Source organism: Lentibacillus salicampi (assembly GCF_004565465.1).
Lineage (GTDB): Bacteria > Bacillota > Bacilli > Bacillales > Amphibacillaceae > Lentibacillus > Lentibacillus salicampi.
In genome coordinates, this window is record NZ_SRHY01000031.1 from 1 (window position 1) to 18,177 (window position 18,177).

13 protein-coding genes and 1 pseudogene are annotated in these 18,177 nt (G+C 44.2%); 3 read left to right on the plus strand and 11 right to left on the minus strand.

Annotated features, from left to right (window positions below):
• Positions 1 to 719, plus strand: a 719-nt coding sequence (locus E4U82_RS14465; protein ID WP_245183597.1) for an IS110 family transposase, incomplete at its 5' end; no start/stop codon positions are given.
• 308 nt (positions 720 to 1,027) lie between these two features.
• Here the strand turns inward: E4U82_RS14465 and E4U82_RS14470 are convergent.
• The 9 genes and pseudogenes from E4U82_RS14470 to E4U82_RS14510 all read right to left on the minus strand — a co-directional run bounded on the left by E4U82_RS14470 (position 1,028) and on the right by E4U82_RS14510 (position 12,060).
• Positions 1,028 to 2,238 (minus strand): annotated as a pseudogene (locus E4U82_RS14470) (IS110 family RNA-guided transposase).
• A gap of 568 nt (positions 2,239 to 2,806) precedes the next feature.
• Positions 2,807 to 3,046: a hypothetical protein gene (locus E4U82_RS14475; RefSeq protein WP_209300588.1), complete on the minus strand. Its 240-nt coding sequence runs from the start codon at positions 3,044 to 3,046 to the stop codon at positions 2,807 to 2,809.
• 94 nt (positions 3,047 to 3,140) lie between these two features.
• Positions 3,141 to 4,853 (minus strand): beta-N-acetylhexosaminidase, encoded by a 1,713-nt coding sequence (gene nagZ, locus E4U82_RS14480; protein WP_135110872.1) that lies wholly within the window; start codon positions 4,851 to 4,853, stop codon positions 3,141 to 3,143.
• Positions 4,854 to 5,026: 173 nt separating this feature from the next.
• Positions 5,027 to 6,964, minus strand: a complete 1,938-nt coding sequence (locus E4U82_RS14485; RefSeq protein WP_135110873.1) for an FtsX-like permease family protein — start codon at positions 6,962 to 6,964, stop codon at positions 5,027 to 5,029.
• Positions 6,954 to 7,712 (minus strand): ABC transporter ATP-binding protein, encoded by a 759-nt coding sequence (locus E4U82_RS14490; RefSeq protein WP_135110874.1) that lies wholly within the window; start codon positions 7,710 to 7,712, stop codon positions 6,954 to 6,956. The genes E4U82_RS14485 and E4U82_RS14490 overlap by 11 nt, the downstream gene beginning before the upstream one ends.
• A 335-nt stretch (positions 7,713 to 8,047) precedes the next feature.
• Positions 8,048 to 9,052 (minus strand): sensor histidine kinase, encoded by a 1,005-nt coding sequence (locus E4U82_RS14495; protein WP_135110875.1) that lies wholly within the window; start codon positions 9,050 to 9,052, stop codon positions 8,048 to 8,050.
• Positions 9,045 to 9,740 carry a response regulator transcription factor gene (locus E4U82_RS14500; protein ID WP_135110876.1) on the minus strand — a complete coding sequence of 232 codons (696 nt, stop codon included), beginning with the start codon at positions 9,738 to 9,740 and terminating at the stop codon, positions 9,045 to 9,047. Before E4U82_RS14500 ends, E4U82_RS14495 begins: the two co-directional genes overlap by 8 nt.
• Before the next feature lie 225 nt (positions 9,741 to 9,965).
• Entirely contained in the window at positions 9,966 to 11,477 is a 1,512-nt protein-coding gene (locus tag E4U82_RS14505) for a BCCT family transporter (RefSeq protein ID WP_135110877.1), read from the minus strand.
• Positions 11,478 to 11,685: 208 nt separating this feature from the next.
• Positions 11,686 to 12,060 (minus strand): DoxX family protein, encoded by a 375-nt coding sequence (locus E4U82_RS14510; protein ID WP_135110878.1) that lies wholly within the window; start codon positions 12,058 to 12,060, stop codon positions 11,686 to 11,688.
• A gap of 1,047 nt (positions 12,061 to 13,107) precedes the next feature.
• On the opposite strand from E4U82_RS14510, the gene E4U82_RS14515 reads away from it, so the two are divergent.
• Positions 13,108 to 14,070, plus strand: coding sequence for an alpha/beta hydrolase (locus E4U82_RS14515; RefSeq protein WP_135110879.1), 963 nt, complete (start codon positions 13,108 to 13,110; stop codon positions 14,068 to 14,070).
• Between the two features lie 41 nt (positions 14,071 to 14,111).
• Here E4U82_RS14515 and E4U82_RS14520 read toward each other — a convergent pair whose 3' ends face one another.
• Together E4U82_RS14520 and dat are read right to left on the minus strand one after the other, a co-directional pair.
• Positions 14,112 to 16,109: a S9 family peptidase gene (locus tag E4U82_RS14520; RefSeq protein ID WP_135110880.1), complete on the minus strand. Its 1,998-nt coding sequence runs from the start codon at positions 16,107 to 16,109 to the stop codon at positions 14,112 to 14,114.
• 221 nt (positions 16,110 to 16,330) lie between these two features.
• Positions 16,331 to 17,194 (minus strand): D-amino-acid transaminase, encoded by an 864-nt coding sequence (gene dat, locus E4U82_RS14525; protein WP_135110881.1) that lies wholly within the window; start codon positions 17,192 to 17,194, stop codon positions 16,331 to 16,333.
• A 137-nt stretch (positions 17,195 to 17,331) separates the two neighbouring features.
• Between dat and E4U82_RS14530 the strand changes: the two genes are divergently transcribed.
• On the plus strand, positions 17,332 to 18,021 hold the full coding sequence (locus E4U82_RS14530; RefSeq protein ID WP_135110882.1) for a Crp/Fnr family transcriptional regulator: 690 nt from the start codon (positions 17,332 to 17,334) through the stop codon (positions 18,019 to 18,021).
• Positions 18,022 to 18,177 lie beyond the last annotated feature (156 nt).

Below are 18,177 nucleotides of genomic sequence, written 5' to 3' on the forward strand. Positions count from 1 at the left end.
CCGAACTTCGGGAAGGCATGAAAATCCGCGATCAGTTGTCTTCAGATATCCAAATGGTCGAAGGGCGCATCGATAATTGGCTGGATCGGTATTTTCCTGAATTCCGTACCGTTTTTAAAAGCTGGCGGGGAAAGGCTGCACTCTACACCTTAGAACACTTTCCACTACCCGGGGAGATCACAGCGATGACAGCCGAAGAAATCCTGGAGCATTGGCAGACGGTTGTTCAACGTGCCGTAGGCAAGAAAAAAGCTGAAACGTTACAAAAAGCTGCCAAGCAGTCCGTGGGTCTTACGAAAGGTACTCGGATGGGAAAACGGGAACTCGGGACGCTACTCCAGCAATATCATCAGTTGCAGCACGAGATGGCAGATACAGACGAAGCGATTAAGGGTTTGGTTTTTACGATTCCAGGCGCGAAAGAAATGACTGCGATTAAAGGCATCAACGTGATGACCGTGGCGAACTTCTTTGCCGAGGTGGGAGATATCACCCAATTTGAGCATCCCCAGCAGATTCAAAATCTTGGAGGACTCACCTTAAGACTGCATCAGTCCGGCGTTTACAAAGGGGAAACGAAAATAACCAAACGGGGACGAAAGGGGCTCCGGAAGACGTTATACCTGGCTGCCCGTTCCCTGGTGCTTCATAACCCATACTTCCGGAAACTGCATGACTATTATAAGTCACGATCTGATCATCCGCTCACAAGTTTGTAGAGGGAAGTAATTGGTATCAAAGAAACGAGGGTGGATTTTGGTCTCCTAAAGCACATATAGAATTGACTCAGAACTTAAAGTATGATGGCTGTGTTTCTCTATTATATAGGGGTCGCTATGTCGATTACTGGTGCCATAAAAAGGGTGAAAAAAGTTAATTAAAGTTATTCTTCAATACCAGCCAATAGTTGTCAACACTTAAGTCTAAAAAAGTTTAACAAAACATGTTACACTAAAAATTGAACATACCAAATAGCCTTACTGCTGAACCAGTAAGGTTTCAGAGTATTGTGAACTTTAATAGTTTCTTAGGATTGGTCTACAAAGACTTCCTGACGCTTGAACATGGCGTGAATCCAGTGAACGAGTTTATTGGCACAGGCAATCACAGCGCCCCTGTGTGGCTTGCCCTCGTTTCTTTTGCGATTATAAAAGGCTATCAATTTCTTGTTTCGGTTTTTGGCAAGACCACATTGCACAGCTGTGTAAAGGGCCTGGCGCAATCGTGACGATCCTCTTTTGGTGATACGGTTGATGGATGCTTTATACTTGCCTGACTCAAAAACACTTGGGTCTAATCCTGCATAAGCAGCCAGTTGCTTTGCGCGTTCGAACTGATTGATTCCCCCGATTTCGGAGATGATTGTTGCTGCAAGCTTATCTCCAATCCCGGGAATCGACTGGACCAATCCATGGTCTTCAAAAGACCGAGCCAGGGCATCTATTTCTCGTTTTAATTGGGATAGGTGCTCTTGATATTGAAAAAGCATCTGAGTATACATCTGTAAGCTGACAATATGACCATGACAAACAGAATGCTGAAAGGGATTACGTTCTGCCGCAGCTTTTAATTGGGCTGCTTTATCCAAAAACCATGCGTCGGAACGTCTAGCTTCGAATTGACACATATCGTCGGCTAATGTTTGTTGAGAGACTTTTTGAATAGCCGAAGCAGTCGGATAATGCAGTAAGGTGTTCAACGATAACTTACCACAAAGATCACTGAAGACATTGTGATATTCCGGAAAAATATGATCGACTGCATCTTGGAACTGCAATTTTATTTCAACATAGCTATCCGTTAAAGCACTGTGCTGTCTGGTTAATTGACGCAGATCCAGGTATTGCTCGGTTTTCTTCTGAAAGGCTTCCAGATCTTCTTTATAGTACAACTCACCTAGATGATACGCATCGACTTTGTCTGTTTTCACCTTACACAGCCCCGTTTTTTTGGCTTCGTGAGAAACGACCGGATCGATGACATAATACGTGATAGCCTGATCTTCCAAAAATTGAAGCACAGGTTCATGATAGTGCCCTGTGGATTCGAAAATGACGGCCGGAGGCTGATCGGCAACCTGTTCCACTTCCTGATAAAACTGATAAAACTGATAAAATGTGTGAAGTCCTTGTAGATGGTGCGCAAATTTAAAGCTTTGCTTATACGTTTTTTCCTTTGTAAAAAGGCTTGGACCTGGCTTTCACCTTTGGCAACATCCAGGCCGATAACAGGATTCATAACTGATCACAACTCCTTTAATAAATTCGCCGGTGCGCCCCTCGCATCCCTTGTAGTGTCATAGCTTCGCTTGTTATGCGGGATCATGTCCCAACCAGCCTCAAACATGTTTCTACAAGGAAGGGGTGGACAGTATTACGGACGGGATCAGTGTCCCACGGGCGCACACGTCCTCCCCCGACTTCCTCAAGCATAAAACCTATAAAAAATAGGTCAACCAGTGTAATGACTGACTGACCATATAATACGATCGGGCGCGATTGTGGAAAAGGAAAAATAAATTATAACGCTTTAAAAAACGCTCGGATATGTTCTGAGCGTTTTTGTTTGGTATTTATATTGTTAATTTACAGGTGAAAAGAATGCCAATCTGTATGTTTTTTCCCTTGCTATTAGCATTTTTCTCTCCTGAAACTGAACCCGTTAATTTTATAAAGGGGTCTTTTACCAAGCTTTCATGTTTCTCGGGATAATCTTACTCGGTTAATAGAACTTGGTAGCAGATCATGTTGTCATATTAGAAACTCATAACGATAAGACTCGAACAACTGATTATACAACGGAACGGTTATGCTTTTTCATATCCCTTAAACTTCAGCATCGCTATAATTCCCAGTATCGGTCCAATACTGAGCAATGTAAATACCCACTCCCAGCTGATCCATTGCTGAACAAGCGGGATGAGGTTTATCGATGCAATTGTTATCAAATAGCCAACACACATCTGAATCGTTAAAGCTGTCCCGGCATATTCCGCTTTCGAAAATTCGGATACAGCAGCTGAGAACTGGGCGGATTCAGCAACCACAAACATACCCCATATAAGGGCGAGCAGAATCGTCAGCCAGTGGGAATGCCCGTATGTTAATCCAATAACGATGGCACAGGAGGCACTGTTATCCTCAGGATACCTTCTGCAAAATGGCTTCCACTTCCTTATTGATCGACTGGAAATGAGGCATTGGCGTCTTTTCATCCGACAGCTGATATTTCGCCTTCAAATGTGTGATACGTTCGACACTTTCGTCAATCCGATTCAAACTTATTGCGCCATCTTCAACAGCCGCTTTCAAATTATCAAAAACATTGGCAATTAAATTTGGATCATGTGCAACAAGCAGCAAATCTGCGCCCGCTTTTACTGACTGGACTGCTGCATCCGCAACACTATAATGGTCTGTAATGGCTTCCATCGTCAAGTCATCGGTAATGACAACACCATCAAAATCATAATCATCTCGTAAAATACCTGTGATTACCTCTTTCGACATAGATGCAGGGTAGTCTTCATCGATGCTTGGCAGGAGAATATGTGCAACCATGCTGACATCGGCTCCCTCCGAAATAGCTTTCTTGAATGGCACAAGTTCCAATTTGGACAGCTCCTCGTAGTTTTTATTGACTTTTGGGAGCTCCAAATGGGAATCAACGCCAGTATCCCCATGTCCGGGAAAATGTTTCATGACTGAAATAACCCCTTCATGCTGAATCCCTTTCATCGTCTGGATGCCGAGCCTTGTGACAATATTCGGATTATCGCCAAATGAACGGTCACCGATAACAGGATTATTTGGATTGCTGTTAACGTCGAGAACAGGGGCAAAGTCCAAATTGAAACCGAGTGCGTTTATCTGCTTACCGAGGATGGTTCCGACATTGAAGGACACATCCGGATCGTTCAGTTCGCCAATCGAACCGCTTGACGGCAGGCTTTTGATCGCATCAGGCATTCGTGTCACACTTCCGCCTTCTTCATCGACTCCCAGTAGTAATGGGTAAGGGTTCTCAGCGTTAGCGGTTTTTATCGCATTTAAAAAGTTGACGGTTTGAGTCTTACTTTCGATGTTATTGCCAAATAAAATGATTCCTCCAACATGATACTTCTTGATGGTATTTTTCGTCTCAGTGGTCATTTCCGTTCCATTGACTCCGCTAAAGATCATCTGGCCGATTTTTTCATCAAGACTCATATTTTGGTTGCCTCGATCATCAGAAGCATCGCTATTCTTCCCATTTACACCATCACCGTTTATTTCCTTCGATAATGAAATATGATCCACACCCGGGTTATCTGAATTACTGGCGGGATTTGGCAGCACCCATTTCAAGACATACCCGCCGGAAAGTTCATAGACAAGAATGATTTGGTCATTGTTTTCGTCCTGATAATAACGTGTGTCATCAGGTTTTTCATATGATTCAATCGTATCCAGATCGAACGCCGTAAATGGATCCTGCGACGAGCGCAAATCGGACACAATATTATCTGTAATACCGGCATCGATGTCATGTGACGGATAGTTCAAAAAAAGGCCGGCATTCGTATCTGCGGTCTCATCCGGCTTTCCCCAAGCGTCTTTTACCTCGTCGGCAGTCGTTTCACCAACAACGATATTGCCCCCCGGGATTTTTCCTTGTTTGGCCAAGTCGAATATGCTGCCCAGAGATGGTTCCCCCTCCGGAACATCTTTGTTTTTATTACCCGGTGATGTTTTCTTTGATTGTTGATCTGCTTGTTTATCATTTGGATCTTCACCCGATGAACTGATGAAAAAGAAAGCCGCCCCAAGAGCGATGATGGCAATCATGATTATAATGGTAATACGCTTGATCACAGGAACGCCTCCACGACTTTGGATTTAACCTTGCTTTGATTTATAAATATTTCGCGACTGTGTTTCATATACGATTCGTTTATCTTCAGGATAATCCGTCGGTACGCCAGGATAACTTGTAAATAAGGCGAGCCACCAAATGAAAGTTGCGATGGCTCGCCTTATATTGTTTACTATAAAGCCTCTTTGATGACTCGTTTATAATAAAGTACCGACAAAATGCCGAAGATTGAGTACAGGACGGTATATAACAGCATGACAATCACCATTGGCGTTACCATTTCCGTACCGAACATGAACCAGCCGGATTTGACAGCAAAGTAACTGTGCAGCAGTCCGAGTATCAGAGGAATACCGAAGTTAAAGAGCTGCTTAATTCGAATCCCGCGTAATAGATCACCCTGGGTGAAGCCAAGTTTGCGCAAAATCGTGTAGGTGGATTTTTCTTCTTCACTCTCATCCATTTGTTTGAAATAAAGAATACAGCCGGATGTAATCAAGAAGGTTAATCCCAGAAAACCGACAATGAACATGGTAAGACCTGTTGCTTGTTTTTGTCGGTTGACGCTCTCCAAGTAACTATACGCCGGATTTCCCTCCTCGTCATACCAATCCTGAAAGATGTTATTTGCTTGTTTTAGTTGATCGTGATCTGCAATATCAATCCCGATATATTCAGAACCGAAAGCCCCCTGAATGTCCGGTTCCGGATTTTTGGCCAGCTGTTGATAGGTGCTGTCATCCACGACAGCAACCGCAAAGCCAAATGATAAAATACTTGGTAAAATGGATTGTTCTTGAATTTCCGTATAATGTACATCAACGGTGTCCGTTTGACTGGACAGAGTAATGTCGCCCTGATCTTGAAAGGAAATAATCTGTGAGATAGCACCACTAAGTCCCGTGAGAACTGCTTCATCCGGTGAAACATTGATGTCCGCTGTTGCTTGATCGCTGATAATCTCCATCTCTTCATTTTCCAGATCGCCATTGTAATTGACCGGGGACGATTCTAGGGCGTCTGCAATATTGGCTTGGATTGTGAGGAAATCAACATGCGTTTCCTCGTACCCGATTTGTTCCGCTTCCAATTCCTTCATAAAGCTGTCTGCATCGTCTGCATCCGTAATGGAAAAGTCGTTTGGTACCATCTGCTGGGCCGATTTTTCTGCTGAATAATAGGAAATATAGGTTAACGATAATAACCCGATCGCCAAGGCAGAAACGGTTGTAATGACCGTCAATAGTACAGCATTTGATTTCATACGGAACATAATCGACGACAATGATAATACATTGTTAATCGATAAGTAACCTGCTTTTGATTTCCGAATCAGCTGCAGTATAAAGCTGACTGATCCTTTGAAAAACAAGTAAGTGCCAATGATAACCGAACCGAGAATACTTAACATCACAAACATCAGGTTTGCACCCAATTCACCACTGAATAATCTCGTGGATAAATAATACCCGAAAGCAATCAGTCCGATGCCAAGGAGCCCGACCAGTATTTGCACAACCGACATTTTCTTCACGTTCTCTGTTTTAGATCTCGCCTGAAACAGGGATAGAACGCTTTGTCGCTGAACAAACAAAAAATTCATGGCCATAATGAACAGATAAATGATAAGAAAAACAAGCACTGTCTGTCCCATAGCTTTAGCGGAAAAATTCAATGCCGCAACCTGATCGATCCCCGTTATTTGGAAGAAAATCAATTTGATCAGTTTCGAACCAGCAAACCCAAGAAAGATGCCAATGACTAACGATCCGACATAAAGGGCCATATTTTCTACACTCAATATCCGGAAAATCCTGCTTTTTGTCATGCCAATCAGCTGAAATAAACCGATCTCCTTACTTCTGCGTTTAATGAATAGTGTGTTGGCGTATAACAGAAACACAGCGACAATGGCGACTAGCATGATCGAACCCACTTTAATGCCGGCCGCTCCTTTGACGGTGTCTGCCTTAGCGTCAAGGGCCGGATCAAACTGCAGTGTCACAAAGGCAAAATAAAGCGCCACACTGAAAACCAAAGCAAACACATATAAGTAGTAGTTCCGGATATTCTTCTTCAGACTTTGCCAGATCAGGCGATTAATGCTCATCCTGTACACCACCCAGGACACCTTGTGTTTTCATGATGTCTTTTAAGAAGGTTTTCCGCGTTTCGTCGCCTTGATTGAGCTGGGTATACATTTGCCCGTCTTTGATAAAAATCACGCGACCGGAATAGCTGGCAGCGACCGGGTCGTGAGTGACCATGACAATCGTTGAGTCCCGTGTTTCATTTAACGTGTTCAGTTTATTTAATAGATCTGATGCCGATTTTGAATCAAGGGCACCGGTTGGCTCATCCGCAAAAATGATGCTCGGTTCATGGATAAACGCACGTGCTGCGGAAGTACGCTGTTTTTGCCCGCCGGAAAGTTCATGCGGATACTTATTCTGGATGTCATAAATGCCGAGCTCATCCGCTACTTCCTTAAATGTTCGGTTCGCCGTTTTTTTTGAGACATGATTAATCGACAGTGGCAGTAAAATATTTTCTTTAACAGTCAGGGTATCCAGCAAGTTATATTCCTGAAAAATAAATCCTAAGTGGTTTTTACGGAATGCTGCGAGCTGTTTATCTTTCATGGCGGTTAATTCCTGACCTTGGATGACAATCGACCCCCGGCTGACACGATCAATTGACGACAGAACGTTTAGCAAGGTCGTTTTGCCTGATCCGGACGCCCCCATGATACTAATAAACTCGCCTTTTTCAACGTTGATATCGATGCCTTTTAAGACTTCTTGTTTATTGAATTTATTTCCAAAGCTTTTATGAATTTTTGTTGCTTCCAACATCATGTTTCCCTCACTCCTTTTTACAAGATAAGAAAGTATAAAATTTTTGGCTATATGAAGCTTTTTGTCAGTAATAGCCATGTCCAGCTTCGACGTACAGGACGTACTAGTGCCGGCGTTGGCACAGGACGTGCCGCACATAGCCGGCCAGCGCCTGCCCCCTCGAGGTCGCCATCATTTTACGTGGCAAAACCCGCCACTACAAATTCTTGCTAAAGCTTTTCGGGGGTGAACAAGGCGCCCTGCGCTTTTCTTATCAACTTCTTCTATCATAAAAGCTTGCCACTGATTTGTCCTTCGATTCACCGAACAAAAGAAGCAGGCATGTGACAATCCTGTCACATGCCCGTAATCGCCACGAATTCATTTTTATTGGGAAACGTTAGCGTAAACACGGTGCCTACTCCGACACTGGATTGGACACCAATGCTGATGTTTAATGGTTTGGCTGCTTTTTTCACCAAATAGAGCCCCATACCCGAAGACGAGGTGTCATGATGTGCGATCGTCGAGGTGAAACCGCGGTCAAAGATGCGGCGAAGGTCTTTGGCATCAATGCCTCTTCCGTGATCCTGGATGGCAAGTGTTATGTGCTGCCGCTCGTGGTAACTGGTAATCGCAATATCGGCGCCTTCCGTATATTTAATCGCGTTCGTTAACAGCTGCCGGATGATAAACGCAAGCCATTTTGCATCGGTTAATACTATAGGAACTTGTAAATCAATGTCAAATCCAATGCCTTTCCGCATGCACCATGCTTGTAATGTTTTAATTTCCCTGGAAATCAGCGGCTCCAGGCTGGTTTCTTCCATGTATAGATCATTTTCGATAAAAGGGATACGCTTTTGGTGTAGCTGCTGGTCGAGAAGCAGGTGTGTCCGCATCCATTCGTATTTTAGCTGCTGCTTGACTTTTGGATCGTCCACACGTTCAATCATAAGCTGCATTGCGGTCAGCGGTGTTTTCACCTCATGAATCCATGACAGCAGTTCATCTTTTTCCTGTTCCAACCGGGTGGTATGTTTGGAAATCTCTTTTTGATAAGTATTTGTTTGTGCCTCTAGTCGTTCTGCTACGATTGTTTCAAATGGACTCGCCGGTTTTTTTATATCGGCTAACTCATAATCGCTATCCCAAGCTTCCAAGCTCTTGTAAAATGCGGTTTCTTTTTGATAGCGAACGATGAAAAAGATAACCAGGATGACGGTCGATAAAAAGACAATATATAAAACAGGTCGTATTGTGATGGACGGATCGATGACAGCAATAAACAGTGTCAGCAACTGTAATGCGATAAACAAAATAATCCAACTACAACGTTCGATAAGGTATTGTTTAATCATAAGGATATGTTGCCTCTTTTGCCTGATACCCCTGTCCAACCTTCGTCTCGATAAATCCGCTCAGCCCCAGCTCACCCAACCGCTTGCGCAACCGGTTCACATTGACAGTCAGGGTGTTATCACTGATGAACCGCTCGTCATCCCACAATTTCTGGATGATTTCCTCGCGGCTCACGACCTCATTTTTTCGCTCGGTCAAACACTTCAGGATGTAAGATTCGTTTTTGGTTAGCTCAATCGTTCCTTGTTCATTGGTGACTGTATTTTTTGCATAATCAATGGTTGCGTTATTCCACGTACGCAATTCGACCTGTTCGTTATTATAATCATAGGTTCGACGGAGGATAGCTTGTATTTTCGCAATCAATACGTCAAAGTGGAATGGCTTTTGCACATAGTCATCCGCCCCAAGCTGCATCGACATGACCATATCAGTTGGATGGTCGCGTGATGATAAAAAGATGATGGGGACGTTGGAATGCGTCCGAATCATCCGGCACCAATGAAATCCATCGTACTTCGGCAATTGAATATCAATAATGACCAAATCCGGTTTTAGGCTTGTAAAATCCTGCATGATATCACCAAAGTCGTACACTCCATACACCGCGTAATCCCAGCTGGCCAGTTGTTCTTTTATTTCCTGAAACAGGCTTGTATCATCCTCAATTAATAAAATCGTGGACATGTCATCACTCGCTTATTCGTAATCGCTTTGGTTCTATTGTAGCGAAATCACGTCATGATGTATAGATTTGACGGCTGGGATGGAGAAATACTGAGGGAGATGGCGCTGCCAGTGTCACAGTCGTTCAACTGCGATTCATTTCTGACAACAAATAACAGGAATACCGTCGGGGCAACAGTATTCCTTCTTTGCTGGAATAGGGGATCAAAAAGTTTTTCTGTTACGTTAACTGTCTCTCTCTTTATCCTTCGGTTTATACTCCCTTTGGATTGCTTTAAATATAGCAGCGATCATAATCAGAAGTATAACTGTAAATGGTAATGCTGCCGTTAACGAGGCGGTCTGTAATGCATTTAAGCCACCGGTAAATAATAACACAAGCGCAATCGCGGTAATCAGCACACCCCAGATGACTTTCGTGGTCAAAGCCGGGTTTAGGCTTCCATTGGATGTCATACTGCCCAAGATATAACTGGCAGAGTCAGCGGATGTTACCATGAATGTGAAAATAAGTAAAATCGAGATAATCGATAAAATGTCTGTAAACGGAACAACACTTAAAGCTTCAAACAAGGCAACCGTAACGTCCTCATTAACAGTTTCGGCAATTTGCGTTCCATTGTTTAAATCACTGTATACGGCCGTACCGCCAAAGACCGCAATCCAGACGCAGGCAATGGCCGGTGGCACGACCATGACACCACTGACAAATTCACGGATCGTTCTGCCTCTGGATACGCGTGCGACAAATGCCCCAACAAATGGTGACCAGGCGATTGCCCACGCCCAATAGAATATGGTCCACTGATAAACCCAATCACCGCCCGTATATGGATTTAGACGCAAACTGTACTGCACAAAGCTGGAGATATAATCACCCATTCCGAGAACAAACGAGTTTAAGATAAACACGGTGGGCCCCAGGAAAAAGACGATGGCCATAATAAGCAGGGCCAGCACCAAATTCATATTACTCAGCCATTTAATGCCCTTATCCAGCCCTGTCACGGAAGAAGTCAGGTATGCCGCCAGCATGACCACCGCTATAATGACCTGAACCCCAATATGATTCGGTATGTTAAAGACGGATGACAATCCCCCATTCAGCTGAATAAATGACAGGCCGACAGTTGTCGCAACCCCCATTACGGTAGCGATGACAGCCAAAATATTAATGGTATTTGCGACGCCTTTATTTTTTCCGACCACCGGTTCAATGGCAGCGGAGACTAGACCGCTCCTGTTTTTTCTGAATTGGAGAAAGGCAATCCCTAAACCGGCAATGGCAAAGACGGCCCACTGGCTGATACCCCAGTGGAAAAAGGAATAACCCATTGCGACTCTTGCAGCTTCCTCCGTCTGAGCTTCCTGACCGGGGAATGGCGTCGTAAAGAAGTGAGTCATCGGCTCTGCAACACTCCAGAATACAAGCGAGACTCCAAATCCGGCAGAAAACAGCATCCCAACCCATGTAAAAAACGAATACTCCGGCCGTGAGTCAGGTGGCCCCAGCCGTGTTTTCCCATGTTTACTAATGGAAATGCCGATGAGGAACACGATGATTATAAATACTGCAAGTAAATAAAACCATCCGAAATTAACTGTTGTAAAATCAAACAGCGATTGCCCGACCCGACCAAACTGTTCCGGCAAGAACGCGCCGATGATCACCAATAATCCTACGATAATAGCGGAAATAGAAAATACCGGGTTCATGAATGTCTCTTTTATCTTCATAGAAAATCCTTTCCATTTTAAATTTTGACTTCGTTTTTTTTACAAGGGAAGAGAAACGTTATTGAGTTAAGATTATATTACCCGGACCCAATCATCTTAAACTTCCTGTTAATGATTCTCATGCTGCATCCGTTTTTCCCTTTGGTGATGGCTAGCAACCATTTCCATCAGTTCGCGGTTAACTTCTTGCGTCCGACCTGGGAGTAGTCTATCCGTTATCTTTCCTTCCCAGTGTTAATGCTCCAACAAACAGTGGAATCTGCAAGGGTAAACGCAGCCAGAGGATCCAGGGGTTCGCCTGTTTCCCCGGTTGGAATGATATTCTTTTTATAGCCATGTACACATTTGCCGGGAAAACAGCAATCATAAAAAATGCTAAGAGTTTCCCTGTAATATGCTGTCCTTTTCTCACCCAGAGCAGGACGGAAAAGATCATTTCAAAAACGCCGGAAACCAGCACAATGGTCCGTCGTAAGGGCAGTGATTTCGGGACAATTCTACGGAAGCCTTGTTCATGGACAAAATGCAAGACACCAGCTCCAAATAAGAGGATCGAGTACAACATTCGAAAAAACAACTTCATATGTATGCCACCTTTCTTTGATTGTGAAAAGTTCGTTTCTTTATTAACACAACGTATCCATCAGAACAATAAACCCGGATATTTAATAGCTTACCTGATATAAATGGTGTATCATACCCTTGAGCTTGAAAAATTTAAATAGCCCATCAAGTACGACGAAAAGTTAAAAGCATGGAGGAACATTTTGGAAAACCTTTGATGATGTTGGCAGCCAAACATGATATAATAAAATTAGGTCAAAGGTATGAAATGGGCTGGAGTGAGCTACCAGGAATTAATTTAAGGTTTGACCATGAATAATTACGGTTAATGCTAAATAGAATGGAATTGGCTGTTTTTTCGAAGACCGTGAACGAGCCGCAAGCGGCAACTTGCGACTCGTGACAGCTATCCGCTTGAGGATGGCGGCTTCAATCTGCGGATGAAAAGTAATGCCCCGAATTTATCAGTAAGATAACGGGGTATTACTTTTTATCATTTGAACCTGCAATTAACAATACGAGCGTCCCAAACATCAGCATTAACTCGAGTACTTTGTCAATTGGGATCACTAACTTCAACCCCCTTCATTTAAGGGATATGAAGCCGCCAGCAGGTTAAACATCTCCTGCTGATTTAATTTGAATACATCCTCGCAGTATGCTATCAATTATAGTATACTATAAACTAATTGGAAAAGCTTGTCATTTTCTAAAAATGGTATAATTTTCTCATAATTTCATGTGTTAAGGCCTATATATTTGGAGTGTGCTTGCCGTTGTCATGCTTATACTTCTGGTAAAATGGAACCATTGAACCGTGTGTCTTTGAAATCTGGACAGGAAATCCCTGATCCGGTCAAATCCGTCTCCGTAATGAAACGATCTTTGCAGCGATTGTGAAGTAGTCCATCACCTCTTGTTCAGCATGGACTTACGCTCTCTTAGACCAAGGCTATTCTGTCCGTTTTTTTCTGAGTCGTTCCGGTATTTCCACGACCTACCATGCCCGAGAGGCGGGGTGGTTTGTTATAATAGAGATAGATATATAGATGAGAGGAGAGGCGACGTGAAGCGGAAGACTTGGGTGAAAATTGGCATCGGGATATTGAGTGTCCTTTTAATCATAGATATAGTGGCAAGTTTTTATTTTTATCATTTAGCAATTGAACGCGGTGAGAAGGATTTCCTGCAGGGGAATGAGGATTTGGACGTATCCGCGGAGACGATGGATGTCCTGCTTGAAGGCGGCTGGCGGACGTGGGGTGATGAACAGAATTTTGATGAGTGGACCATGACAACGAATGATGGTCTGGACATGAAAGGTTATTTTCTTGAATCAGAGGAGCCGTCCAATAAAGTTGTTGTGATGGCCCATGGCTATCTGGGAAATGCCATGGATATGGGCTTGTTCGGCCAGTATTATTATGAACAAAAAGGCTATAACATATTTACAGCTGATGCGCGCGGTCACGGGGAAAGCGGCGGTGATTACATCGGATTCGGCTGGCATGATCGGTTTGACTATGTGGACTGGATTGACCGGATTATCGAAACATACGGTGATGATACGGAAATTATTCTGCATGGCATTTCGATGGGCGCGGCGACAGTATTGATGACAGCTGGTGAGGATCTGCCGGATAATGTAAAAGCTGTTATCGCCGACAGTCCATACACGAGTGTGCACGATTTATTCGCTTATCAGATGGATCGAATGTTCAATCTGCCATCGTTCCCGTTCCTGCCGTCGACCAGTGTTGTCACACAGATGCGGGCGGGCTATTCACTGAAGGAAGCCTCGGCTCTGGACCAGGTTAAACAAGCGGAAGTGCCGATCCTGTATATTCATGGAAATGCCGACACATTTGTTCCAACAAGCATGTCGAAAACATTATATGAAAATACGAAAAGTGACGCCGAGCTCATGATCGTTGACGGCGCCAATCATGGTGAACCATATGTCATCGCCGAAGATAAATATATTGATAAGGTTAATGCATTTCTAGGAAAATATACAGATTGGGAATAATAGAAAAAGACGCCCTCAGTAATGGGGGCGTCCTTTTAGTTTTACAGATATTCGTCAAACCACCGTGTGATATGATTCAGGCGTTCAATGCGCATCTCGGGTTTGCCGCTCCGGCTTAATTCGTGGCTGGCATCAGGGAAGCGGACAAATTCAACGACCTTGTGCAGATGTTTCAGCGTCACAAACAGTTGCTCACCCTGCTCAATCGGGCAGCGATAGTCTTTTTCCCCATGGACAATCAGCAATGGGGTTTCAATATTCTCGGCATATTTCAATGGAGAAAAGTCCCACAGTTTTGCCGGGTCTTCAAGCAAGTTTTTCCCCAGCTCCCATTTGGTGAAAAAATAACCGATATCGCTGACACCGTAAAAACTGAGCCAGTTGCTGATGCAGCGCTGTGTGACGGCTGCTTTAAATCGGTTCGTATGTCCGACAATCCAGTTGGTCATGAAGCCGCCATAGCTGCCGCCGGTGACACCAAGCCGGTTTTCGTCGATAAAATCATATTCGGCAAGCACATAGTCGACGGCGCTCATCAAATCGGTATAATCTTTCCCGCCGTAGTCTGTCCGGCATGCATCCACAAACGTCTGGCCATAGCCGTGGCTGCCTCGCGGATTGGTATAGAGCACCACGTAACCTTTGGCGGCAAGCAGTTGTAATTCGTGGAAAAACGTCTGGCCGTACATCGCGTGCGGACCGCCGTGGACTTCCAGTATGAACGGGTATTTTTTGCCTTCCTCAAAACCATATGGACGGAGCAGCCAGCCTTGAATATCCCATCCGTCCTTGGCCTTGAACGTCAATGTTTCCGGTTCACTTAATTCAACGGTATCAAGGAATTCTTTATTCGCATCCGTTAAGCGTGTTATGTTGCTGTCGTGATTCATTAGATAAAAGTCGCCGGGGTTTACCGGTGTGCTGATACCTAGAATAAACTTGGCGCCATTACGGGAAAATCCGAAGACGTGACTGTTGTCTTTATATAGCACATTCAATTCGCCCTTCGTATCAGCCTGGTACAGCCCCGTTGCGCCAAAATCCGTTCCAATGAAAAATAAATGCTGGCCGTCATCACTCCAGACGGGCCCGTTTTCCGATTGTCCCAAACGTGTATCACCAATCATGGCGTCACCCAATTGAAAATCCCAGTCGTTGCTGAGGCAGGTTCCGTCACCGGATGCAGCATCAAATATGAATAAGTCATTCAGTGTCGCACCCTGGTATGCAAATTCGTGGCCGAAACAGGCAATGGCTGATCCATCCGGCGAAAAACGGGCATTGCCATATTGTCCCTTTCCGTTTGTCAGGGTTTTCATTTCTTTTGAGGTTACATTCAGTAGATAAAGGTCGTTCGTTAATTCGTAATCTCTGTCATCGCTTAGGTTAGCACTGAATAGAATATGATTTCCATCCGGTGATATGTCTTCAAAATGGTGGTCTGTATCTGTAAATGTTAGCTGTTCGAAGGTTTCATCTTCCACATCGTACAGGACAATTTGCGTGTGTTTGTCATTGTGGAATCCTTCACCATCCGATTTATACTTCAAACGATTGATAACGAGTGGCTTTTTCTGTTTTTCTTCCTGTTCTTTTTGGCGTTCTTCTTTGGATGGCTCATGTTGATTTGTCACGTCGTCGTCTTTTTCCAGTGGCGCACTGAAAATGATCTTTCGGCCGTCTTTTGACCATTCGGGGCTGACAGCACCATGTTTAAATGTAGTCAGCTGCCTTGCTTCGCCGCCGTCAGTATGTAATAGCCATAATTGCGGGACTCCGCTTCTGGTTGACTGAAAGACGAGTTTTTTGCCATCAGGTGAAAAGCGCGGATGACTGTTCTTGGCATTATCAAACGTCCATTGCTTTGGTTTTTGTCCATATAATGTCTGGACAAATATTTGTGACGCGTAGTCATTGTCATTATTTGCAACGGTGGATACAAATGCATACGCATTCCCGTCCGGCGTCCATTGCGGGTCGCTGTAGACTTCAATATGTTTCAAATCCTCTGCCGTCAAGTGGCGCTTCGTTTGGTTCATAATGGGTCCCCTCCCAATTGGATTTTTAATCATGTGTCCCAACCTAAATTCAGACCACACGGGCCGCTACTTGATGGACGCGCCCATGTTTCAGGGAAACGCGTCCATGTATCGCGTTTACGCCTGAATTCCGTCTGCCTTTGAGTCAACCTTAAACTGTTTCGCGTTACGAATCAATCCGGCATGATGAAATAAGAAGAGCCTTTTGCGTACGCAAAAGGCTAAGCTTGCTGTTTGTTGATGCCGGCATCGGTCTCGTATACCGCCTGCAGTCTTCTGGTGATGCTGCCGGGTGCACCATCAGCAATCTGATTGCCGTCAACGTTCACAATCGGCATAACTTCTGATGTGCTGCTCGACAGGAATACCTCATCAGCATCCTTGATATCGTCAATCGAAAAAGCTTCTTCAACAAACGGCATATCCAAATCACCAGCAAACTGTTCTACGCGCATGCGGACACAGCCGTGGAGAATCCTGTTTGTCGCAGGGTGGGTATATATGGTCCCGTTTTTTACGAGATAGATATTGGAAGAACTGCATTCAGTCACCATCCCGTCACGTTCCAAAATAGCCTCATAGCTGCCATTCTCTTGTGCTGCCTGCTTGGCGAGAACATTCGGAAGCAGATTTAAACTCTTAATATAGCAATTCTCCCAGCGCGTGTCCCGCTGTGTGATGGCTGAAACCCCATTTTTTAGGTTTTCCGTTTTGCGTGGCATATCCTGAATATAGGCGTATACATTTGCGGGCGTATCTGCCGGAAAAGCATGGATGCGTGGCGCTGAACCACGTGTGGCCTGCAGGTATACAATCCCGTCAGACGCCATTTCATTTTGAGTCAACAAATCATTTAATAGATTCGTAATCTCCTGTTTGGAAAATGGCAATTCAATTTTAATACCACCAGCGGAACGGAATAAGCGGTCAATGTGCTCGGTCAATAGGTAGTATGCCCCTTGATAAATCCGGATGACTTCATAGACACCGTCGCCAAACTGGAGCCCCCGTTCTTCAAAGGGGTATGTTAGGTCGTCACGGCTGATAAGACTGGTTTGTGACAGTATTGTCGGATAAACAGACATTTCATTCGCCTCCTTGAAACTTACTGTTATTTTATAGTGCAATTCTTTTTCTGTAAAGCGTGACCAATATCACGGAATAATGGTTTAAATTCCCTTATAATAGGGTTATAATGGCACTAGGAAAAGGAGGAACACTGATGGAACCTATCCTGGAACGGTTAAGCGCATCGGATTGTGATACGCTTATTGCTGCGTCAAATGAATTACATATACCCAAAAATTCACTCGTCTTTGAAGAAGGCGCTCCCGCTGATCATTTATATTTTCTGCATAGTGGAAAAGTACGCATTTTTAAACACATTGAACCACACAGGGAGCTGACCGTTTTCACCCGCGGTATAAACGATGGCTTTGGTGAAATTGGTGTCTTTGGCGGTGATCGTTATTCCAACGCCGCAAAAGCTTTACAGGGTAGTGTTGTGTCTGCGGTAAAGCGGGAGACAATCGCTGACATTTTATCGCAAAATGGCCGAGTCGGTCTTCACTTTACCCGCTGGATCGCTGAATCATTGGAGGCAAGCAAAGCGAAAATACGTGATTACGTTGCTTTTGGATCTGAAGGCGCGGTCGCTTCTGTATTTGTGCGTTACGCGAACATGCATGGTGTCGTAACCCCTGAGGGTGTTCGGATTACCGAACCGGTCATGATCCAGGATATCAGCAGGCATATTGCTGTTTCCAGGGAAACCGTGAGCCGGATTGTGAATAAATGGAAAAAACAAGGAATTATCGTCAATGATAATAAATTTTATCTGATCAAAAATATGAATTACTTCACCAAGATGCTTGCCTGCCATCAATGCAGTGTGGAAAATTGTGTACTATAGGGGAGGCGTAACTATAATCGAAGGAAGATGGTCAAAAGGGGTATGAAAAAATAAAGATATTTTCTTCGTTGGTGCCTCCTAATTGAATCTGGCTTCGATTATAATCATGAAAGAAGAAGGTCGAGGATGTTCAGCGAAAATTCATCCAAAATGGTT

What these genes read in the sequence shown, in the direction of transcription:
- E4U82_RS14485 (WP_135110873.1), bottom strand. Translation starts at nt 6,964, where the DNA reads ATGAGCATTAATCGCCTGATCTGGCAAAGTCTGAAGAAGAATATCCGG.
- E4U82_RS14490 (WP_135110874.1), bottom strand. Translation starts at nt 7,712, where the DNA reads ATGATGTTGGAAGCAACAAAAATTCATAAAAGCTTTGGAAATAAATTC.
- E4U82_RS14495 (WP_135110875.1), bottom strand. Translation starts at nt 9,052, where the DNA reads ATGATTAAACAATACCTTATCGAACGTTGTAGTTGGATTATTTTGTTT.
- E4U82_RS14500 (WP_135110876.1), bottom strand. Translation starts at nt 9,740, where the DNA reads ATGTCCACGATTTTATTAATTGAGGATGATACAAGCCTGTTTCAGGAA.
- E4U82_RS14505 (WP_135110877.1), bottom strand. Translation starts at nt 11,477, where the DNA reads ATGAAGATAAAAGAGACATTCATGAACCCGGTATTTTCTATTTCCGCT.
- E4U82_RS14510 (WP_135110878.1), bottom strand. Translation starts at nt 12,060, where the DNA reads ATGAAGTTGTTTTTTCGAATGTTGTACTCGATCCTCTTATTTGGAGCT.
- E4U82_RS14520 (WP_135110880.1), bottom strand. Translation starts at nt 16,109, where the DNA reads ATGAACCAAACGAAGCGCCACTTGACGGCAGAGGATTTGAAACATATT.
- dat (WP_135110881.1), bottom strand. Translation starts at nt 17,194, where the DNA reads ATGTCTGTTTATCCGACAATACTGTCACAAACCAGTCTTATCAGCCGT.
- E4U82_RS14530 (WP_135110882.1), top strand. Translation starts at nt 17,332, where the DNA reads ATGGAACCTATCCTGGAACGGTTAAGCGCATCGGATTGTGATACGCTT.